At 50.1% G+C, this 18793-nt stretch carries 21 protein-coding genes and 4 pseudogenes; 16 read left to right on the top strand and 9 right to left on the bottom strand.

The window, feature by feature from the left end; genetic code table 11:
* Positions 1–110 precede the first annotated feature (110 nt).
* Genes BM427_RS13305 through BM427_RS13285 form a run of 5 tightly spaced genes read left to right on the top strand, consistent with a single transcriptional unit; the run spans position 111 to position 4396 of the window.
* The gene (locus BM427_RS13305; protein ID WP_090122213.1) at positions 111–947 is read left to right on the top strand and encodes an ABC transporter substrate-binding protein; all 837 of its coding nucleotides are present in this window, start codon (positions 111–113) and stop codon (positions 945–947) included.
* Positions 948–1000: 53 nt separating this feature from the next.
* Positions 1001–1738, top strand: a complete 738-nt coding sequence (locus tag BM427_RS13300) for an amino acid ABC transporter permease (RefSeq protein ID WP_090122211.1) — start codon at positions 1001–1003, stop codon at positions 1736–1738.
* On the top strand, positions 1735–2379 hold the full coding sequence (locus BM427_RS13295) for an amino acid ABC transporter permease (protein WP_090122210.1): 645 nt from the start codon (positions 1735–1737) through the stop codon (positions 2377–2379). The genes BM427_RS13300 and BM427_RS13295 overlap by 4 nt, the downstream gene beginning before the upstream one ends.
* Positions 2376–3113 carry an amino acid ABC transporter ATP-binding protein gene (locus BM427_RS13290; protein WP_090122209.1) on the top strand — a complete coding sequence of 246 codons (738 nt, stop codon included), beginning with the start codon at positions 2376–2378 and terminating at the stop codon, positions 3111–3113. The genes BM427_RS13295 and BM427_RS13290 overlap by 4 nt, the downstream gene beginning before the upstream one ends.
* Positions 3114–3124: 11 nt before the next feature.
* Positions 3125–4396 (top strand): alanine racemase, encoded by a 1272-nt coding sequence (locus BM427_RS13285; RefSeq protein WP_090122207.1) that lies wholly within the window; start codon positions 3125–3127, stop codon positions 4394–4396.
* A 117-nt stretch (positions 4397–4513) separates the two neighbouring features.
* Here BM427_RS13285 and BM427_RS13280 read toward each other — a convergent pair whose 3' ends face one another.
* Positions 4514–5407: an AraC family transcriptional regulator gene (locus BM427_RS13280; protein ID WP_090122206.1), complete on the bottom strand. Its 894-nt coding sequence runs from the start codon at positions 5405–5407 to the stop codon at positions 4514–4516.
* A 200-nt stretch (positions 5408–5607) separates the two neighbouring features.
* On the opposite strand from BM427_RS13280, the gene BM427_RS13275 reads away from it, so the two are divergent.
* The 3 genes from BM427_RS13275 to BM427_RS13265 all read left to right on the top strand — a co-directional run bounded on the left by BM427_RS13275 (position 5608) and on the right by BM427_RS13265 (position 9283).
* Positions 5608–6354: an SDR family NAD(P)-dependent oxidoreductase gene (locus BM427_RS13275; protein WP_090122205.1), complete on the top strand. Its 747-nt coding sequence runs from the start codon at positions 5608–5610 to the stop codon at positions 6352–6354.
* Positions 6355–6367: 13 nt separating this feature from the next.
* Entirely contained in the window at positions 6368–7081 is a 714-nt protein-coding gene (locus BM427_RS13270) for an SDR family oxidoreductase (protein ID WP_090122203.1), read from the top strand.
* Positions 7082–7738: 657 nt separating this feature from the next.
* Positions 7739–9283 carry a methyl-accepting chemotaxis protein gene (locus BM427_RS13265; RefSeq protein ID WP_090122202.1) on the top strand — a complete coding sequence of 515 codons (1545 nt, stop codon included), beginning with the start codon at positions 7739–7741 and terminating at the stop codon, positions 9281–9283.
* A 276-nt stretch (positions 9284–9559) separates the two neighbouring features.
* Here the strand turns inward: BM427_RS13265 and BM427_RS13260 are convergent, their stop codons facing one another.
* Together BM427_RS13260 and BM427_RS13255 are read right to left on the bottom strand one after the other, a co-directional pair.
* Entirely contained in the window at positions 9560–10000 is a 441-nt protein-coding gene (locus BM427_RS13260; RefSeq protein WP_090122200.1) for a hypothetical protein, read from the bottom strand.
* Positions 9997–10698 carry a hypothetical protein gene (locus tag BM427_RS13255; protein ID WP_090122199.1) on the bottom strand — a complete coding sequence of 234 codons (702 nt, stop codon included), beginning with the start codon at positions 10696–10698 and terminating at the stop codon, positions 9997–9999. Before BM427_RS13255 ends, BM427_RS13260 begins: the two co-directional genes overlap by 4 nt.
* Before the next feature lie 239 nt (positions 10699–10937).
* On the opposite strand from BM427_RS13255, the gene BM427_RS13250 reads away from it, so the two are divergent.
* The gene (locus BM427_RS13250) at positions 10938–11366 is read left to right on the top strand and encodes a hypothetical protein (protein WP_139234411.1); all 429 of its coding nucleotides are present in this window, start codon (positions 10938–10940) and stop codon (positions 11364–11366) included.
* A gap of 506 nt (positions 11367–11872) precedes the next feature.
* Here BM427_RS13250 and BM427_RS13245 read toward each other — a convergent pair.
* From BM427_RS13245 to BM427_RS13230, 4 genes and pseudogenes are all read right to left on the bottom strand, one after another.
* Positions 11873–12229: a putative T6SS immunity periplasmic lipoprotein gene (locus tag BM427_RS13245; protein WP_090122196.1), complete on the bottom strand. Its 357-nt coding sequence runs from the start codon at positions 12227–12229 to the stop codon at positions 11873–11875.
* A 120-nt stretch (positions 12230–12349) separates the two neighbouring features.
* Positions 12350–12495 (bottom strand): annotated as a pseudogene (locus tag BM427_RS26065) (hypothetical protein); the annotation flags it as partial.
* A 33-nt stretch (positions 12496–12528) separates the two neighbouring features.
* The gene (locus tag BM427_RS13235) at positions 12529–12756 is read right to left on the bottom strand and encodes a hypothetical protein (protein ID WP_090122194.1); all 228 of its coding nucleotides are present in this window, start codon (positions 12754–12756) and stop codon (positions 12529–12531) included.
* Positions 12753–13259: an ash family protein gene (locus BM427_RS13230; protein ID WP_090122193.1), complete on the bottom strand. Its 507-nt coding sequence runs from the start codon at positions 13257–13259 to the stop codon at positions 12753–12755. The genes BM427_RS13235 and BM427_RS13230 overlap by 4 nt, the downstream gene beginning before the upstream one ends.
* Positions 13260–13323: 64 nt before the next feature.
* Here BM427_RS13230 and BM427_RS26510 point away from each other — a divergent pair.
* The 6 genes and pseudogenes from BM427_RS26510 to BM427_RS26060 form a co-directional block, all read left to right on the top strand.
* Positions 13324–13545: pseudogene (locus BM427_RS26510) on the top strand (IS3 family transposase); the annotation flags it as partial.
* A 10-nt stretch (positions 13546–13555) separates the two neighbouring features.
* Positions 13556–13708: pseudogene (locus BM427_RS26505) on the top strand (IS3 family transposase); the annotation flags it as partial.
* Between the two features lie 139 nt (positions 13709–13847).
* A pseudogene (locus tag BM427_RS13215) lies at positions 13848–14522 on the top strand (type I restriction-modification system subunit M N-terminal domain-containing protein); the annotation flags it as partial.
* A gap of 426 nt (positions 14523–14948) precedes the next feature.
* The gene (locus BM427_RS13210; RefSeq protein ID WP_090122188.1) at positions 14949–15938 is read left to right on the top strand and encodes a colicin D domain-containing protein; all 990 of its coding nucleotides are present in this window, start codon (positions 14949–14951) and stop codon (positions 15936–15938) included.
* Positions 15928–16227 carry a colicin immunity domain-containing protein gene (locus BM427_RS13205; protein ID WP_167518538.1) on the top strand — a complete coding sequence of 100 codons (300 nt, stop codon included), beginning with the start codon at positions 15928–15930 and terminating at the stop codon, positions 16225–16227. Before BM427_RS13210 ends, BM427_RS13205 begins: the two co-directional genes overlap by 11 nt.
* Before the next feature lie 65 nt (positions 16228–16292).
* Positions 16293–16529, top strand: coding sequence for a MarR family transcriptional regulator (locus BM427_RS26060; RefSeq protein WP_090122761.1), 237 nt, complete (start codon positions 16293–16295; stop codon positions 16527–16529).
* A 181-nt stretch (positions 16530–16710) separates the two neighbouring features.
* On the opposite strand, the gene BM427_RS13195 is transcribed toward BM427_RS26060, so the two are convergent.
* Positions 16711–17175, bottom strand: a complete 465-nt coding sequence (locus tag BM427_RS13195) for a helix-turn-helix domain-containing protein (protein ID WP_090122759.1) — start codon at positions 17173–17175, stop codon at positions 16711–16713.
* Between the two features lie 239 nt (positions 17176–17414).
* Here BM427_RS13195 and BM427_RS13190 point away from each other — a divergent pair, with 239 nt between their 5' ends.
* The gene (locus tag BM427_RS13190) at positions 17415–17912 is read left to right on the top strand and encodes a hypothetical protein (protein WP_090122186.1); all 498 of its coding nucleotides are present in this window, start codon (positions 17415–17417) and stop codon (positions 17910–17912) included.
* A gap of 218 nt (positions 17913–18130) precedes the next feature.
* Here the strand turns inward: BM427_RS13190 and BM427_RS25360 are convergent, their stop codons facing one another.
* The gene (locus BM427_RS25360) at positions 18131–18661 is read right to left on the bottom strand and encodes a hypothetical protein (RefSeq protein WP_139234410.1); all 531 of its coding nucleotides are present in this window, start codon (positions 18659–18661) and stop codon (positions 18131–18133) included.
* Positions 18662–18793 lie beyond the last annotated feature (132 nt).

Raw genomic sequence — 18793 nt, 5'->3', positions numbered from 1 at the left:
AGGGATGAGCCGAATAAAAAAGCCAACGCACATGCAGCTTGAAGTATGACGGGTATAGCGGATGACACGGTATTACACCGTCTCGTTAAACATTAAAAGAGAGCATAAAAATGAATGCAACATCGCTGAAATTAAGTGCCAAAGCACTGGCGGGCGGGCTGGTATTGCTGGCCGTTGCGGGCTGTACGCCGACCGAAGAGAAAAAAGAAGGTGCTGCTGCGCCACAGTCTGCGCTGCAAACCGTTCTGCAGCGCGGCACACTGCGCGTCGGTGACTGCCTGAGCTTTGCCCCGTTTGGTTTTTACGATAAAGACGGCAATCCGGATGGTTATGACGTCGATCTGGCCAAAGCGCTGGCGAAAGAGATGGGCGTTAAACTGGAAATGGTTAACACCACCAGCGCTAACCGCATCCCTAACCTGCAAACCAATAAAGTTGACGTAGTGTTCTGTAACTTCACCCGTAATCTGGAACGCGCCAAAGAGATCGGTTTCACCAACCCCTATGTCGTGGCGAGTGAAGCGATGCTGGTCCGCAAAAACAGCGGTATTCAGTCCGCGCATGATATGGCCGGAAAAACCATTGCCACCGTGAAAGGTTCCACCAACGGTGACGAAGTGCGCAACCTCGGCATCGACGTGAAAATTCAGGAATACGATTCATCTCAGGCGGCAATCCTGGCGGTGAAACAGGGCCAGGCTGATGCCATGATCGAAGATAACAACTTCCTCGCCTATCAGGCGAAACTCGATCCGTCGCTGACCGTGACCAACGAAGCGCTGGTACCGCTGGAGTACAACGCCTTCGGTGTGAAACAGGGCGACCAGACATGGACCAACTACCTGAACGAATTCCTTTTTGAAATCAACGCCTCCGGCGAGAACGCCCAGTTGTATCAGAAATGGTTCGGCAGTAAACCGCGCTACCCGCTGAATCCGCAATACTGATTGTTCGTCCACGGCGCAGCCGCTGATGCTGCGCCGCCTGAAGGAGTCACACCATGAGTTATCAATGGCTAACCCTGTGGCGTTACGCTGGTACCTTTCTGGATGCCGCCTGGCTAACGCTACAGGTCACGCTGCTGGCGTTTGCCCTGGCGGTCGCTCTCGGCTTGCTGGCCGCGCTGGCGAAGTCTTCGCCGCTGGCGCCGCTACGCTGGCTCAGCCACTGCTACGTCGAGTTCATCCGCAACACGCCAGTGCTGCTGCAAATCTTCATCATCTTTTTTGGCCTGCCGTCGCTGGGTATCACCATGAGTGCCTATACCGCAGGCGTACTGGCGCTGGGGATTAACGTGGGCGCTTACCTGTCGGAAACCTTCCGAGCGGGCATTCAGTCGGTCGCGAAGGGCCAACTGGAAGCGGCGTATATCCTCGGTATTCCGCGCCGGCAAATTTTCCTCAGCGTGGTGTTGCCACAGGCAGCGCGCGCAGTGTGGCCTGCCATTATCAATAACCTGATTCAGTTACTGCTCGGTACGTCGCTGCTCTCAGCCATTGCGCTGCCGGAGCTGACCGGGACCGCAACGGTGATCAATGCGCGTACCCTGCTGTACATCCAGACCTTCAGCGTTGTCGCGCTGGTCTATCTGGTGCTGAGCAACCTGTTCTCATGGCTTGGCAACATGGCAGGACGCCGGATGTTCCATCCGCCGCTGGTGACGCCGGTAAAAAAGCCCGGCTGGCAGTGGGCAAAAAAATGGCTGATTAACCCAGTGAAACGGGAGAATGCACTATGAGCGAACTTATCATCGGCTCGCTGCCCATCCTGCTGAAAGGCCTGGTCGTCACGTTACTGCTCTCCATCGCCGCTATCGTCGGCAGCACACTGCTCGGTTTACTGGCAGCAGTGTTGCGCACCAGCCGTTTACCGGTTGCCAGACAGATCGCCGTGTTCTATACCGAGCTGTTTCGCGGCACGCCCGTCCTGATCACGCTGATGTTTATTTACTTCGGCGTGGCTTACTTCGGCTATGAAATCAATTTGTTCGCTGCCGGTATCCTCGGCCTGAGCATTTATCAGGGCGCTTACATCGCCGAAGTGTTCCGCGCAGGCATTGAAGCCGTGCCCAAAGGCCAGTGGGAAGTGTCGTGGATCCTCGGCCTGTCGAAGCGCCAGACGTTTCTTAGCGTGATCCTGCCTCAGACGCGCGGCATCGTGCTGCCACCGCTGGTTGGCCAGTATCTTTCGCTGATTAAAGATACGTCGATTGTCAGCATGATCGGCATGTCGGAATTGATGCACCAGGGCCAGGCCATTGTCGATCGTATCGGCCAGCCAGTGGTGATTTACGGCCTCGTCGCCCTGCTCTACTTCGTTGTCTGCTTTCCGCTTTCCCGTTGGGTTCAATATCATCAAACCAGGAGCCAGTTATCATGAGCAAATCCGCCATTACGCTGAGCCGGATCACCAAATCCTTTGGCTCAACCCAGGTGCTGAAAGAGATCAGCCTTGATGTTTCGCCCGGCGAAGTGCTGGTGCTGATTGGCGCATCCGGCTCCGGTAAAAGTACCGTGTTACGTATCATGAGCGGGCTGGAAACCGCCGATGGCGGGGAAATCTGGGTGAATGAAGTGCCGCTGCATGACCGCAAACGCAGCAGCGAAATCTGCGGCCACGTAGGCATGGTGTTTCAACAGTTCAACCTGTTTCCCCATAAAACCGCGCTCGGTAACGTAACGCTGGCGTTGATTAAAGCGCAGAAACTCTCCGAGGCTGAAGCCAATAAACGCGGCCTGGCAGCCCTGTCGCGTGTCGGGCTGGCCGAGCGCGCGCATCACTATCCGGCCCAGTTGTCCGGCGGTCAGCAGCAGCGTGTGGCGATTGCTCGCGCGCTGGCGGTAGAGCCGAAAATTATGTTTTTTGATGAAGCAACGTCAGCGCTCGATCCCGAACTGGTCGGCGAAGTGATGGAAGTCATGCGCAGCCTGGCGCGAGAAGGGATGACCATGGTCGTGGTCACTCACGAGATGGGTTTTGCGCGTAAAACCGCTGACCGCGTGGTGTTTATGGATCAGGGTGTGATTGCCGAGCAGGGCTCGCCGGAGCAAATTTTCGTTAATCCGCAGAATCCGCGCACCCAGCAATTCTTATCACGCGTGCTTGAGCACTAACAGGAGGCATGATGTCGATTCACTTTCCATTGCAGGCGGACGGCGCACTGGATGCGCAGCAGCCCGCGCCACGTTTTAAATCGGTCGCCGGTTCCGGCAATCAGCCGCTGGCTAACGGCACCGCAGTCTTTAACAGTCCCGAGGTGTTTTCCCCACTGATGCTGATGAAGCAATCAGCACTGGAGAATAATCTGCGTCAGCTGGCGGATTTTTGCCGTGAAAAAGGGGTGATGCTGGCGGCACACGGCAAGACGTCAATGTCTCCGGCGATCCTGCGCCGCGCCGTCACGGAAGGTGGCGCCTGGGGATTGAGCGCCGCAACCCCTGCGCAAGTTCGCGCGTTGCGTCAGTTTGGCATTCGTAACGTTTTCCTCGCCAACGAACTGGTCGACCCCGGCGGCATTCGCTGGATCGGCGAATGGCAAAAACAGCATCCCGACCATGGTTTCCTTTGCTACGTCGATTCGCTGCAAGGGGTTCGTTTGCTGGAGCAGCATCTCGGTGACAGCCGTATTGCGGTACTGCTGGAGATGTCGGTCAGCGGCGGGCGTACCGGCTGCCGCTCATCTTCGGAAGCCCTGGAGATTGCCGCTGCGATTGCCGCCAGCCCTGCCCTGCAACTGGTGGGTGTCGCGGGCTATGAAGGTGCACTCGGTGCCGGACGCGATGCCGCGGGCGTACAGCGCGTAAAAGAGTACTGCCAGATGCTGATCGACACGGCGGCGCTGCTGGCCGAACACCAGTTGTTTGCCAGCCAGCATATTATCCTCAGTGCGGGCGGCGGCGCGTGGTTTGACGTGGTCTCAGCGTGTTTTACGGCCGCGAACCTGCCGCTACCGATGACGCCACTGATTCGATCAGGTGCTTACATGGCGCACGACAGCGGGCTGTACGCGCGTATCGCGCCTTTTGCGCAACCTGGCGCTACACATCATTTCACCGCCGCGCTGGAGATCTGGGGACGGGTGTTGTCGCGCCCCGAGCCAGGCCTGGCATTTGTTGATTTCGGACGCCGGGATGTTCCGTTTGATCAGGATCTGCCGAATCCGCTGTGGGTGCGAAATGTTGATGGCAGCGCTCCGCGTGCGGCTTCCGGCATGCGCATCAGCGAGGTAAACGATCAGCATGCCTATCTGGTGCTGCCGGAAGAAGATGCATTAAAGCCCGGCGACTGGGTAGGCTGTGGTATTTCACATCCCTGTACCGCATTCGATAAATGGCGGTATTTGCCGCTGGTGGATGATGATTATTGCGTCACAGATTCCCTGGAAACCGCATTCTGAGTGAGACAGGCGTTCGTCGTAACAGCGCGATATATCGCGCTGTTTTTACACTAACTGTTCGCCTAAATCACGCTCATCCATTCTTTAATTTCCCCCAATACGCAGGCCGAAAGAATATTATTCTGGCCAGTAGGATTCCGCTTTGACTTTTAATAAATGGCGCAAACGCTGAGCTTCCTTTTGGGGCGGACAACCAAAGAACCGGCTAAATTCTCGGCTAAATTGTGTCGGGCTGACATAGCCAACCCGAAAAGAGGCTTCACTGGCAGTAACATTCCGCTTTACCATTAAAAAACGCGCCTGGTGCAGCCTGATGGAAATCAGATACTGTTTTGGTGTGGTACCCGTGAATGCCCTGAAATGGCGATGAAACGAAGGGGAACTCATTCCGGCCTCTTTCGCCAGCATATCAACCTCAATATGATCCATAAACCGGGTATGCATCGTGCGGATAGCAGCGGCAATTTGCCTGAAATGTCCCTTTCCGGAGAGCGCCGCTCTGATTGCAGCGCCCTGGGTATCAATCAATACCCGATAATAAAGTTCTTTCAGAATACCCGGCCCCAGTATTCTGCTTTGCTCTTCATCAGAAAGCGCCGTCAGCAGGCGATAAACCGTATCGGCCAGTTCTTCTCCCAGCGGGGTGGAAAACAGGATCCCCGCCTTCTCATTCCCTCTTCCGTCGCCTTCACCCATTTCAATCAGTAATTCGGCAATAGTGGCGACATCAAGCGATACAGACATCGCCAGCAGAGGTTCTTGCTGGCTGGCCGTCGTCTGACTGGTGAAAGGAAGCGGTGCCGAGACAACCAGATAATGCCCAGGATCGTAAGTAAATTCCTCTGCGCCCATTAACCCGGTTTTCTTTCCCTGCAGAACAATAACAATGCAGGGTTCATAAAGGACGGGCGTATGGGGCATCGACTCATTGACCCGCAACAGCTTTATCTCCTTCATACGGGTGCGCGTGTAGCCTTCATCAGGAGCCAGCGCCAGCAAAGCAGGGATCATTTTTCGTGTAAGGCTTGAGGTCACTCCGGACACTGTTCCTCCTGAATATATGAAAGGATAAGTTTTTACGCATCAGACACGCTTAGCAAATCTCATTCTGACAGAAAAGGATAATCTTTCTACAGTAACCTTCATTGTTGCATTGCGCTGCCTCTCATATCCTTTTGCGGACAACGTGACGCAGTATGTGAGGAATAAAAATGACAGATATTTTTGGATTAGAGAACCGAGTGGCAATAGTCACGGGTGCCGCAGGTGATATTGGCAAAGCCACCGTAAAACTTCTCGTCAGCCATGGCGTGAAGGTACTGGCTCTGGATATCGACCCGATGCTCCATACGCTGGCACAACGCAATCAGGTGATAACCCAACGTTGTGATGTCAGCCAGGAATATGAGGTCATCAGCGCGGTCGCGCTTGCGCAGACCGAATTTGGCGGCGTGGATATTCTTATCAACAATGCGGGCAAGACCCTGAATAAACTCGCGACCGACACTTCCGTTGAAGAATGGGACAACATTATGACCATTAATGCCAGAGGGTATTTTCTCCTGAGCAGGGAAAGTCTGAAGGTCATGCAGCCCCGCAGGCAGGGCGCGATCGTCAATGTGGCCTCCGTGGTCAGCATGGTGGGCATGAAAGCCACGGCTGCCTACTCCGCCTCTAAAGGCGCAATAGCCCAACTGACGAAAGTTCTGGCGCTGGAGGCAGCTGAGTATGACATCCGGGTGAATGCCGTCGCCCCTGGCGTCGTCGAAACGAATATCCTTTCCGGCATAGTGGAAGACAGCCGCGCCACGCTGGCCAGCTATGGACACGCGCATCCACTTGGGCGGGTGGCACAGCCGGAAGAGATTGCTGAAGCGATTATCTGGCTTGCCTCCCCTAAAGCCAGTTTCGTTACGGGAACGGTATTGATGGCTGACGGCGGCTACACCGCACAATAACCTGGAGATAATGATGAAAAAGCAGAGCATTTTGATTGTCGGGACAGATAAAGGGCTGGGGTTGGGCCTGACAGAAGCGTACCTGGAGCGAGGCTGGGAAGTTTTTGCCACACACTTACCGGATGCGGATACCGCCTCACTGCTTGCCCTGGCAGAGACTTACCCTGGCAATCTAACGACTGGCGAGATTGATGTCACCGATAAGTCCCATATCGGGCCCATGATCGGCAGGATCCGTGAACGACGGTTTGACGTTATTTTTATGGTTGCGGGTATTTACGGCCCCTTGCATCAGTCAGTGTTACAGGCCTCTGATGCTGAATTCCAGCACATCATGATGACCAATGCTTTTGGCCCCGCCCGCCTGGCCCGACACCTTTTGCCGATGCTTAAGCCGGATGGAAGCCTGGTTTTTATGTCCTCGCACCGGGGCAGTATTGCCGGTAATACCGAACCGGGGATAGGCCTTGAGCTTTACCGGGCCAGTAAAGCGGCGCTGAATATGCTGGCTCGCTGCATTTATATGGATATCAGCCAGGGATCACAGACGGTTCTGTCCATTCATCCCGGTTGGGTGGCGACAGCGATGGGCACGCTGGATGGGACAGTGGATGCTGAGATTGATGTGAGTACCAGCGTCAACGGCATGGTCAATGTGATTGAGCAACACCGGAGCGCCAGAAGCCATCTCTTCCTTGATTACGAGAACAACACCTGGCCCTGGTGATAACGGGCAATACAGCCTGTATCTTTCGCAAGGTTATCAATATTGCTGTATTCGCGCTTATCTACAGCAACGGCTGTGATAATTAGCGTACTTTCGATCATAAGATATATTTCGTTCAGCCAATCACCCGCTGAATTTGTTTATTATATCGGGCGTAATGATAATCGATGGCGACGCCACCGTGCCAGTGATGTCGCCATCCAGGAATAATGTGAAAAACATCACACCGCTTCGATCTAATTCATGTTACGCGGCCATGAGCATTTCGTTGTTACATCATAAATGATTAGCGTCAATACGTTCATATATTCGCTAAAACTTACCGAACAAATGCCATCCAGGAAGAAATAATCACATATTAATCATAAAGTTAATATCCATTTTGGCAAAAAAGAAATATATAATTTCACATAGATACACAAAATCATTCACACTGCGTCGAGGCGGCAAGACTGCGCAACCCCAGGAGCTTACATAAGTAAGTGACTGGGGTGCAAAGGCGAAGCCAACAAAGAAGCAGTTTGAAGGATAACGTGTATACCAATATTATCGATTAATTATTTCCCTTACCTCTCCGATAAAGAAATTAAGCGCGGTCTGATACCTGGGGGCCCAGCGCAATACCTGCCCTATACAACAACAACAGGTTAGCATGCTATGAAATTATCCTTTGCGCATAAACTATGGCTTCCACTTCTTGTCGCACTTCTAAGCCTTGCCGGGTCATTATTCTTTGGTTCAGTAACAATTAAAGATGACCAGCTAGCGCTACGGAAAAAGGAGTTAGTGTATGTTTCCCAGTTAGCCCTTAACGTTGTAAAAACGCAAGCTGCACTTGTTGATAAAGGGCTGATATCAAAAGAGGAAGCACAACAACGTGCTATCCAGATCATTAAAGACTTACGCTATGGCGATACAGGATATTTTACTATTCTGAACACCCAGGCACAGGTCATTATGCATCCCATTAATGCCGCGTTAATTGGCAAGGGGCCGGATATTGCCGATGCCAATGGCGTATATATTTTCCGGGATATGGTCGCAGTAACGAAGGATGGCCATGAAGGCTTCACGGCCTATGATTTCCCGCGACCAGGAGACACCGTACCGAAGCCCAAAATTGCCTATAACATTCCGTGGCCTTCCTGGGGATGGATTATTACGACGGGTCTTTATGTTGATGATATTCAGGAAGTCTTTCTCAATTCTCTTTATCAGAACACCGCCCAATTTATCGCTATCAGTATTCTGCTCTCGGTGCTGGTTTATCTGATTAACCGCAGCACATTGAAAACACTGGGTGGGGAACCGCGTTATGCCGCTGAGGTCGTGTCGCGGATTTCCGCCGGGGATTTATCACAAACTGTAAATAAAAAAGCCAATGATAACAGCAGTCTGTTGCATGAGATGGGGATAATGCGCGAGCAACTGACTTCCGTTATTGAGGAGATCCGCGATGGTGCGGAGATGATCAACACCAACACCCAGGATATTGTCGCCGGCAATCAGGAGATAGCCGGACACACCGATCAGCAGGCGATGTCTCTGGAAAAGACTTCCTCCAGCATGGAAGAGATTACCGCGGCTGTAAAACAGAATGCTGAACACGCAGGACAGGCGCGTGAACTGGCGCGCGGCGCGGTGGATATTGCCTCGCGTGGCGGTGTCATGATGCAGAATGTCAATGACACCATGAACGGCATTTCCGAAAGCGCCGGTAAAATTGCCAATATCATCGATGTGGTAAACAGCATTGCTTTTCAAACCAATATTCTCGCGCTGAATGCGGCAGTTGAGGCGGCCAGGGCCGGAGAACAGGGGAAAGGCTTTGCCGTGGTTGCCAGCGAGGTACGCAATTTATCCTTACGCAGTTCTCAGGCAGCCCAGGAGATTAAAGAGCTGATTGAGGAGTCCGTCAGCCGTGTCAACAGCGGTTCGTCGCAGATTAAAATCGTCGGCGATAATATTGATGAGATGATTGAAGCCGTGCAGCGGGTTTCGGACATTATGTCGCAAATCTCCGTTGCGACGGATGAACAGAGCATCGGGATTAGCCAGGTCAACGAAGCCATCGTACAAATCGATTCTGTCACCCACCAGAACACGCAACTGGTTCAGCAGGCGGTCGCGGCAGCGAATGCGCTGGAAAAACAAACCCGGCGGCTCACGCAGACCGTGGCTTTCTTCACAACGGGTCGATAAAGGGGATGGAGTGCTTCGCCTTGATCCGCGCGACGACGGCTTATATTGCTGCGTTGCGCGGGATCGAGATTGGTAGACCCAAACAAGGCGGATACCCGCGCAGATAAGAGGGTACACCTACGCTCAGAACGCGAAACAGGGCCATAAATGCCACAAAGAAAGGCCAATCGATAAGCCCGCCAAGCCTCGACTGGGAGAAGTGAACGGGGGAAGTTGAAGCCTTTATCGTTGAAGGAGGAGCCACCATAAGCGTGCAATTTTTCAAGCCGGGGAGACTTATTTATTGATAACCTTGGTCAGCTCAACTTCACCCGTGGCGGCATTAAAGTACAGATAGAAAAGATCCCCATTTAACTGATCAGGTTTTGACCATATTTCCTTTTCCCCTAAGCTACGCTTTTCCTTTGTGTAGCCAAGCTTTTCAAGGTAAGAGCGCAACGGTGCTGTACCAACAGCTCCCGCTCCCTTGAAGATAATGCTATTTGAAGGCGCATAACCATCGCCGGGGTGCGACTCGAAATAGAAGTCGTCCGTTAAACGCGGGGCGTTTTCAATGTCCTTGTCTGTCAGAGTGTGGTAGTTGAAGCAATCATTTTCTTTGTAGGCAGTTGTTTCATCAGAGCCAGATGCAACGAGCCAGACAAATAGCCATACGAGAATAAGCACGGTGACAGCCAGTAGTGCGCACCACTTTATGACTTTTAACAGAGTTGTCATTGCTTCGCCCCCATGAACGAGAGCGATGTACCATCATTTGTAATGACCTTAACTACCCCGGATGCGAAATCGTCCCACGGCCTGAGCCATGTCATAAAATGCGGAAGATTCACCGTATACGGCTGGTGTCGCACACACGAATCTTGTGGATCAGGAAACAGAATCGGACGGAAACCACGATTTTTATGGGAACCTATCGCCCCATAGTAATCCCAGCGGCGAACGGCAGAATCATAACTCACGGGCTTGATACGATAACCATACCGACCCGGTATGATAGCCCGATAGAACCCGAACAGATCAGAAACTAAATCCTCACCACTAAAGCCGCTGTCCGTATACCACGAGAATGACCGTAAGCTTTGTAGTCCTTCAAATTTGGATGCGGTGTTCATCATCATTGCCAGCATGATTCTGTTAATATCTTCGGTGCTCCGGCCACGCCTAATTTCCCAGCGAGAGAACTTCCCGACACCGAGCCGCGATGCGAACTTGATGATACCCATGTCCTGCCGATACATGGCTATATAAGTCGGCTTACCACTACGCTCCCCCTCAACGAATTGACGTTTAAGCGCAGCCACGTCATTGCCACGGGCATGCCCCATATCAATCCAGCCCAACACCTCGGTGTATACTATTCCTCTGTCGAGTACGTCAAATGATGCCCCGTCCTTTATCTCTCGTCTGGTGCTCACGCGTTCATCTCCATATAAACTCTGACTGTCAATGTTATAGTCTATTTTTCAGGCAGTCCAGACGGTAAGCAATAGCATCATATAAGCCCCGTTTTGGTGGTACAGCAACAAGCGGAGCGTTAGGCGACAACATCAGGGTTATGGCAGTCAAATTCAAATTCTTAACTATAAGGATAGAGCGAGACTTGTACCTGTTGGTAAACCGAGAAAAATTTACCCCAAAAAATGTGGTGGTTAAAATGGCATCGATTCACAATTACACAGTATTAGACGATCTTGGAAATTATGATAAGGAACTCAACCCTAACAGATTGAGTACTATAGAGTTATTACCAAAGGGTGTAAGTTGGTTACATAATGGTAAAAAGATAGAAATTAAGGATGATAATAAAATCGCTCCCGTTTTATTATTGAATGGCGATGAAGTCGCCTTAATAAAATCACCCTATGATAAAGACCAAAACAAGGCCTACATCATTGATGCTGAAGGGAATATAAAAGGGGACGTTAAAGATATAATTAACAAAAAAGCAAGTGATGCTATTTTTTATAATGTTGACTATATTTATGATGAGCTTTTTTTCTTTCTCAACATTAGAAACTGCGATTATAGATTTTCATTTAACACGAAGACAGTTCTTTGCGGAAATCTGTTGCAGACATATTAACCAACAGGCCCAGAGAAATATTTTTCTAATTATTTAAAAAATGAAGAAAACAGATGGTGGCTTTGTGAAAATAACAGATTTGAAAAATAAGTTGAGCAAATGATACATACCCAAATGGACAATACTCACGTACTGCGTGTCCAAAACATCGAAGCGGTCGCACTATATGGGTGATGCACAACTGGATATGCGTCTGATTTTTCTTTATCAGATGAGGTTCAAAGGTGCTTTCACGATCCCGGGATGGCCGCATTGAGCACCGTTTCGACGGAAAGCCTCGTCAATATATGAGAAAACGCATTGAGACCGGCTTCTATTTTAAGGTTTTTAGCCAGCTCAGCCGCAAGGCTTTGAGTTTCTCTTCCCTCATAATTTGCCTGTCTCCGTTACTGGAGTGAACATATCAAAAAAGGCAATTACACCATTTAAATTCCAGCCTCATGTCATTTGATATATATCTGTATAAATAATCGGTAATTATCAGATTAGGGCAGAGTTAATACACCTTATTCTTCTGGATAAAAAAATTCAGCAGTGACTAAATGTGATTCTGATTTCTCAGATTGAATATTATAGGCGAATGAATACCGCTCCCCTGCCGTAAACTTAAATCCGAATACAGGAAGACACTCACCCTTCGGTACATAAACAGGCTTGTCATCGAAAATCTTGTGAAGAGAATTGCTATTATCGCTGTTGATTTGAATAGCTGTAATCCGTTCTTGTGGCTTCAGTGGCGACACCACACAAACATGATTATCTTTAATAAACACCGTTGTGGATTCGCGATCTACCATTCGATCGCCTGGCCCAGGGCACCCCGTTAAGAGAAATACGACAGCCAACAACATTCTTTTTTTCATGGTTACTGCCCCTTCCCTGTAACGATTTTCTGATAAAGCGAGGGAACATCCTGCAATTTATCTACGCCCCTGTACATCCCCATGCGCCCTGGCCTCTGATAATAAGAACACTTACTAACCGAACCGCTGCATAAGCTGGCGTACAATGACGGCCAGCTTATGAGCGATGTTATCCTTCAGGTGCGGATCGCGCTTCTCCGGGCAATTTGCCCCGGGAAATGCAGGTTAATCCGGCGACGGGAGACACCCCCGCAGCGGTCGGTAAAGCACAGCGCACAGTACGGGTGGTAACAGCGGTTTCATTCCTGTTCCGCCCCGTCGAGCCAGCGCTGGTTGCAGCGCTCGATCACGGCATCGAGTTGATCCGTCATCAGGTAAATCAGGGAAATAAGTTGCAGACGCTCAGCCGGATCGCGGCGGGCAGTCACCTTGTCCTGTTCCGCTGCCAGATTGCTGACCAGATGGCCGATATTGCGCAGGTGTTCAAGATGTCTGAGATCGTCAAGGGTGAGGATGGGCTGGCTCATGCGTGCACCTCCGCAACCGGCAGGTGAGCGATGTGTTTATAAGCGGCAAGAGTGCGCAGCATACAGACGCGCGGTTTACGTACGGAACGACGAACGGCAGCGAAAACAAAGATAAACTGCGGGTGAGACAGGGTGAGGGGCGTAGCCATAGGGGCAACCTCCATTGAGTAGTGGTTATTGCCACCACCGGAGTTCTCACGCTCTGGTGGTAGCCCAGACGGGGGTGAGAAACCGGCCTCAATGGCTACCGGCCAGCCCGAGGGCTGCCCCGCCTGAGCCACCATTACGCAGGTACGACAACGGTTAAAGAACCGGTGCGTAAACAACAGGTGCACATAGGCATAGACACAAAAAAAGACGCATGGCGCGTCCGGTGTCGCCACTGAGTAACTCGGGTTCTCACGCCCGGCTGCCGATTTTGCGACAGCGGGAAAACTATACCTGGAAACGCCGAGAAGAAGCAAGCCAGAAAAAGGGGCATTTTGCTGACAGAGCAACATCATGCATCACAGCCCCGGTTATCCGACTGAGGTACGCCTTATCCGTGACAACATCTGCTGCTGGCCTGTTCGTCTGCTCTGTCGGGTGCTGGATGTTCATCCTGTTGGGTTTTACACCTGGCTTCAGCAGCCGCATTCCCCACGGTATCAGGCAGGTCTGAGGCTAACAGGACAAATTAAACAGTTCTGGCTGGAGTCCGGCTGCGTTTATGGCTATCGCAAGATCCATCTCGACCTGCGAGATATCGGGCAACAGTGCGGGATTAATCGGGTCTGTCGGCTGATGAAGCTGTGCTGGGATAAAGAAAAAGATCTACGGAACGCGGGAGGAAGCCCGCAGCGATATTTTTGATTACATCGAAATGTCTTATAACAGTAAGCGCCGGCATGGTTCGAGTGATCAGATGCCACCAGTTGAATATAAAAGACCATATTATCAACGACTCAGAAGTCGTCTAGATTATACGTGGCAATTCACCCATATCGGTTGCGATAGTCCCTGTAGCAGGTATTATTTTGCGCATTGCATTCCAAAACTGAATTTTTGCCTGAGCATTTTGCTCCATGGCTGCGATCTCTTCCGAGGGCTTCATGACTAACACGAACTTTTCTCAAACGGCTGCGTTTATCTGGTCGGTGGCCGATCTGCTGCGCGGTGATTTTAAACAGTCTCAATACGGGCGCGTGATCCTGCCCTTTACGCTGCTGCGCCGTCTTGAGTGCGTGTTGGCTGAGACCAAAGACGCGGTGGTGGCGAAATATGATGAATTAAAAACGAGCCCACTGCCGGAAGATGCCAAACAGAAATTTCTGCTGCGCGCCAGCGGACTTTCCTTCTTCAACACCTCGAAGATGGATCTGGGCAAGATGGGGCAGAATGACATCAAAGCCAACCTGGAAAGCTACGTACAGGCGTTCTCCCCGGACGCGCGTGAAATCTTCGAGCATTTTAAATTCAGTGAGTTTGTCGGCCTGCTGGAAGACGCCAACCTGCTGTTTAAAGTGGTGAAAAAATTTTCTACCACTGACCTGAGCCCGAAAGCGATTTCCAACTATGAAATGGGCCTGGTGTTTGAAGAACTTATCCGTCGTTTCGCGGAAAGTTCTAATGAAACCGCCGGTGAGCACTTTACGCCACGCGATATCGTGCGTCTGACCACCTCGCTGGTGTTTATGGAAGATGATGAAGCGCTGACGCAGGACGGCATCATCCGCACCATTTACGACCCGACGGCCGGGACCGGCGGCTACCGGCTTGAGGCTGGAAAATTCGAGCCAAGCTATGCATCCGAGCATGCACTCGGGAATGGAAAGTATCTGTATGTAAAACGCGGTCGGGACGGCGTGGTCAACAAGAGCCCATTGGTTCTTGCACCAGAAACCCTGGCCTTAAAAACGGAAATTGATCGCATTGCGGGTATCCACTGCCTTTGGGAAAAAGTAAAAAGCACCAGCTATCGCCGTTAGCTGCTGCTGTAATCGCGTGCCCATTCGTTTTAAAGAGCAGAATTGTAGGACGTCTCTGTCAGAGGCGCTACATAAGAATTTGCCAGTTATCTCAGAACACATTTAGATTAGTCGCTTAGAGATCACCTGACACCTCCCCCTTCTTAAACTAAGGGGTAGTCTTAAGTTTTGTTCAACATCGATCAGTTTAAAATCGATGCGCGACGGTGGCGCTAAAGGGAAATTATGCTTCATCATTATCAGGCAAAGTCACTGGACAATATCTACCTTGAGGACATTCCCCACATCATCCACCCAGACTATGCGGCGCGAGATCTAGTAGATACCACCCTGCCAAACCGGAACATCCAGGAATGGAATTTGCCGCAGAGCTACTCACAGTTTGTCAGCCAATATTACCAGTTTCACCATCAGTGCCCTTGGCTGGCATACCGTGACACGCATTCTGATATAAAATCCGGAAAGGTAGTTCTGCTAAGAAAAGACATGACCGGCTATACCGTCAGGGGCGTTCTGACGCTTTCCGGCAACCTTCGTGATGACCTCCCCTTGTTTCTGCATACCCGGCTCCACTACCTCATATCACATCAGCTAAAACGCCCGGTATACTACGTTCGCCCGTCAGCGCCCGTGCAACATGCTCAGGCTGCAAAAACAATTAACAGCAAAGCGGCGGGTCGGCTTCTGGCCGCTGGCGGAATTTATAACGGAAATATTGAGGGGTTCAGGAAGACCGCAGAACAACTCGGCGGGGATGCACCAGCTGGTTACGATCAGGTAATGGATAACAAAGGATTACTCATCACCGGTGCGTCAGTTGCAGCGGCACTTGGCATCGGAAGATTAACCCCAGTAAATGAAATAGAAACACTATCCAATCTGTCTAAAACGCCTAAACCATCGCCTTCAACGTTGGTTAGTTTCGAGTCACGACAGCTACAGAAAAAGTTCAAACATGCTGTCGATTTCAACGTTCCCGGCAATCCAAACGCGGAAGGATTAAAATCATTTGAACAGGCGTTAAAAAGTCATATAGACGATCCGTTAACCAATAGAATTACAGGTAAATATCGATGGAATCAGGATGTCTATCACTACTACAATCCAGAAACCAAACTAAATGTTATGACAAAACCAGATGGCAACTTCATTTCCGGATGGAAGCTGTCAGATACTCAATCAACCGACCTAATAGGTAATGGCAATGTCTTTTAATCAAAATGAATCGGCGATTTTGGATCTTATTGACGCATTTACGTGCGGTAACATTTCTGCACCGGATTTTGAACAAGAATACTCCGCCGCATGGCGAACTTACAGGGATTCATCTGATACAAAAAAAGCCGATATAGCCACTCAGAGGTTTTTTGACTCAGTTTTCTCATTAGTCGATTCTTACTGTTCAGATCCAGAGTTAATCGACGAAGATGATTTAAACGAGGATGAATTACTAAGTGAGGTATCAAAACTTAAAGCATCTTGGGAACACGCCATCCTCGCTTGACATAATTTATCATGATAACAGAGACATACTCATTAACCACTACAGAACTCAATGTCTTGAAAGTCATGGCAGAAAAAGACATCGACTGGACTTGGATGAGGCTGGATCGCACCCTTGCTATACGGGGTTTTCCAGGGTTTAGCAATGTTGCGAACATAGTAATCAACTTGATGAATGAGGGCATGGTCGATGCCGTTTATAACGAAAAAAACTCATCGAGACCACGTTATTGCGTATCAGAGCAAGGTCATCAGTTGTTGGGACAAATCAATGAGGATACAAGGCATTACGATATCTCATGATTTTTTGCAACACTCGGCTCCATGACTAAGGTAAAACGCCACCGTAACGCCTATGTAACGCACCTGTATTTCGATGTTTTTCGTCCCTCAAGAAGCAAGAAGTATGTGCAACCGGGGATATTCAATCGTCTATATACTGTTCATTAATACAGAAACCAGAATTTATAAACTTATACCTGCGCTACTTCCCCAGTTTGTCCCAACGCACAGCTGACACAATGCCCCAATTGCCGCTGGCATTGGGCCTGCGCCATTTTGCCGTCTCCATGCTACGGAGATACTCAAGGGCTTCGGAAAACGTCCCAAAGCGCTTCTGAGCGGTCTTATCGCCCACACCGAAGGAGCCATCTCTGGAACTCGCTAGCCCAGGGTGAAAACACGAACCATCGGCCGCGTATGGAACCAACAGATCTGGGTCATCATTTTCAGATGATTCAGGCGCTAACAACTGCCACGGCTCAACACTCAGAGCGTTAGCCAGCACCTCAATCGCATCCAGAGACGCATTAGAACCGCCGCGTTCAATACGACTCATATAACTACGGGCAAACCCACACCGATCAGCAAACGCTTCCTGGCTCATTCCGGTGGCAATGCGCAGTTCTTTTACCCGCTCGCCAAACTGTATTCTCAGGGATTTTTTCATGCGCTGAATGTGCAATTTTGACCACTGTAAGGCCACGCTCCATATGAGACATTTTGAATCTATTTTTGCGCCAGTGAGCTTAGTCACTCGCATTCATCGCCTGTATCATGACAGCCCAATAGATTCAAAATAAACACCAATAGTGACATTTAAAATCCAAGAAGTATGATGATCGTCATCGGTTGGTCATCACCATCGTTCGCTATTAGGCGCGATGTGGTTTGGAAAGTGAGGGAATCATGGCGGGAGCAGACTTTTTATTACCGATGTCAGCGGGAGCCGCGCTTAGCTGGGCCAGTTATAGTATGGTCGTTCATGTTGTATCAAAGCGGCAGATCAGCACGCTACGCGCAATTGCATGGGGTGCCCTGGGCGCGCTCTCATTACTGCTGGGCGTATGCACCTTTTCCGCAGTTGGTGCAGAACAACCGCTAACAAAACAAAATGCCTTATGTTCAGGTAACAGCCCGGAATGCTATGCGAAAACGCACCACAACCCGGTCAGGGAGTGCAGGCAGGTAATGGACAAGAAAGCGACATTCCGTCATGTATGGTCAGGCAACGAAGATCAATCGCGATTCACCACCTACCTCTGGCACGACGAGAACAAACGAACTATTCAAATGTTCGGACAACAAGCTAAGGCGATTAATAGCCTTGGAATGCAAACACCGCTTCAATATTTTTGTGTTTTCAACGCCAACACTGGGGAAATCATCGCGGCTTCATTTGAGTAACCACCATTAGCCCCCCGAACTCATAAGTGGGGGCATTCAACCTCGACGATCTTCTTTGCTGCCCTTACCGGAAACGGTGCCACTATCTTTTTCACGCTTTGAATCTCACACGCTAACCAACCCCAAACTCGCGGTTGTAATGAAAGGTCAGAAACGTTTAAAGCAACGCAGCTATAGTGGCCCTGGAAACGCCGTATTCACGCGCTACCTCTACACAATCAGTCAGATTTCACTGTGAAACGAAGCTCATAACCTCTACCAGTAGGCCAGACTTTTTTAACTGAAGAGACTTTCCACCCATCGACTACCCATTCACCGTCTTTTCCTTCACTTAGTGAGCCAACAATGTCGGCAACTTTTCCGGGAGAATGAGGAAACATCTTTTTCATTATCTCAAATGAACCGTTTATAAAATAACTCCGAGAAATTTTGGCGGCATTTGGCTCTTGATTATTCATATTGAGCATAAGCATCAATTTCTTTGTTTTGTCCTTATTACCTGATACGTAGTAAGCAATATTATTGTTCATAGTGTCTCCACTATTCGGCGTTTCTATTTCAAAATAGGGTGTTCCACACGTATAGTCTTCGCTGCCTTCAGCATATGGTTTATAGGTTGACGGAGTTTTAATGAAGGGCATTCCTGAAAGAAAGTGGCAAGCATCTGAAGGAACCGGGTCAGGTATGACAACGGCAAAACCTGGAAAAGAGGTAACGGAAAGCAACAAAAAAAAAGCTTTTTTGTTCATGGCAAAAAATCCTGCTTAAGCGAATCCAGTAAGATGTGTTTTATTGACCCAAGCATCATACATGAAAGGTTATAATGTCAGGCCGCAACAGTCAGTGTAATTAGTATATCGGTCAGTTCAGCAGACACTTTA

The sequence above is a fragment of the Kosakonia arachidis genome (assembly GCF_900116535.1).
Classification (GTDB): Bacteria; Pseudomonadota; Gammaproteobacteria; order Enterobacterales; family Enterobacteriaceae; genus Kosakonia; species Kosakonia arachidis.
This window is presented reverse-complemented; position numbering and strand designations above follow the sequence as displayed.

Coding starts and splice junctions, on each gene's coding strand:
- BM427_RS13275 (WP_090122205.1), top strand. CDS start 5,608: ATGACAGATATTTTTGGATTAGAGAACCGAGTGGCAATAGTCACGGGT.
- BM427_RS26060 (WP_090122761.1), top strand. CDS start 16,293: ATGGCAGAAAAAGACATCGACTGGACTTGGATGAGGCTGGATCGCACC.
- BM427_RS13260 (WP_090122200.1), bottom strand. CDS start 10,000: ATGACAACTCTGTTAAAAGTCATAAAGTGGTGCGCACTACTGGCTGTC.
- BM427_RS13245 (WP_090122196.1), bottom strand. CDS start 12,229: ATGAAAAAAAGAATGTTGTTGGCTGTCGTATTTCTCTTAACGGGGTGC.
- BM427_RS13285 (WP_090122207.1), top strand. CDS start 3,125: ATGTCGATTCACTTTCCATTGCAGGCGGACGGCGCACTGGATGCGCAG.
- BM427_RS13235 (WP_090122194.1), bottom strand. CDS start 12,756: ATGAGCCAGCCCATCCTCACCCTTGACGATCTCAGACATCTTGAACAC.
- BM427_RS25360 (WP_139234410.1), bottom strand. CDS start 18,661: ATGAACAAAAAAGCTTTTTTTTTGTTGCTTTCCGTTACCTCTTTTCCA.
- BM427_RS13300 (WP_090122211.1), top strand. CDS start 1,001: ATGAGTTATCAATGGCTAACCCTGTGGCGTTACGCTGGTACCTTTCTG.
- BM427_RS13305 (WP_090122213.1), top strand. CDS start 111: ATGAATGCAACATCGCTGAAATTAAGTGCCAAAGCACTGGCGGGCGGG.
- BM427_RS13230 (WP_090122193.1), bottom strand. CDS start 13,259: ATGATGTTGCTCTGTCAGCAAAATGCCCCTTTTTCTGGCTTGCTTCTT.
- BM427_RS13205 (WP_167518538.1), top strand. CDS start 15,928: ATGTCTTTTAATCAAAATGAATCGGCGATTTTGGATCTTATTGACGCA.
- BM427_RS13290 (WP_090122209.1), top strand. CDS start 2,376: ATGAGCAAATCCGCCATTACGCTGAGCCGGATCACCAAATCCTTTGGC.
- BM427_RS13195 (WP_090122759.1), bottom strand. CDS start 17,175: ATGAAAAAATCCCTGAGAATACAGTTTGGCGAGCGGGTAAAAGAACTG.
- BM427_RS13295 (WP_090122210.1), top strand. CDS start 1,735: ATGAGCGAACTTATCATCGGCTCGCTGCCCATCCTGCTGAAAGGCCTG.
- BM427_RS13265 (WP_090122202.1), top strand. CDS start 7,739: ATGAAATTATCCTTTGCGCATAAACTATGGCTTCCACTTCTTGTCGCA.
- BM427_RS13280 (WP_090122206.1), bottom strand. CDS start 5,407: ATGATCCCTGCTTTGCTGGCGCTGGCTCCTGATGAAGGCTACACGCGC.
- BM427_RS13250 (WP_139234411.1), top strand. CDS start 10,938: ATGGCATCGATTCACAATTACACAGTATTAGACGATCTTGGAAATTAT.
- BM427_RS13190 (WP_090122186.1), top strand. CDS start 17,415: ATGGCGGGAGCAGACTTTTTATTACCGATGTCAGCGGGAGCCGCGCTT.
- BM427_RS13270 (WP_090122203.1), top strand. CDS start 6,368: ATGAAAAAGCAGAGCATTTTGATTGTCGGGACAGATAAAGGGCTGGGG.
- BM427_RS13210 (WP_090122188.1), top strand. CDS start 14,949: ATGCTTCATCATTATCAGGCAAAGTCACTGGACAATATCTACCTTGAG.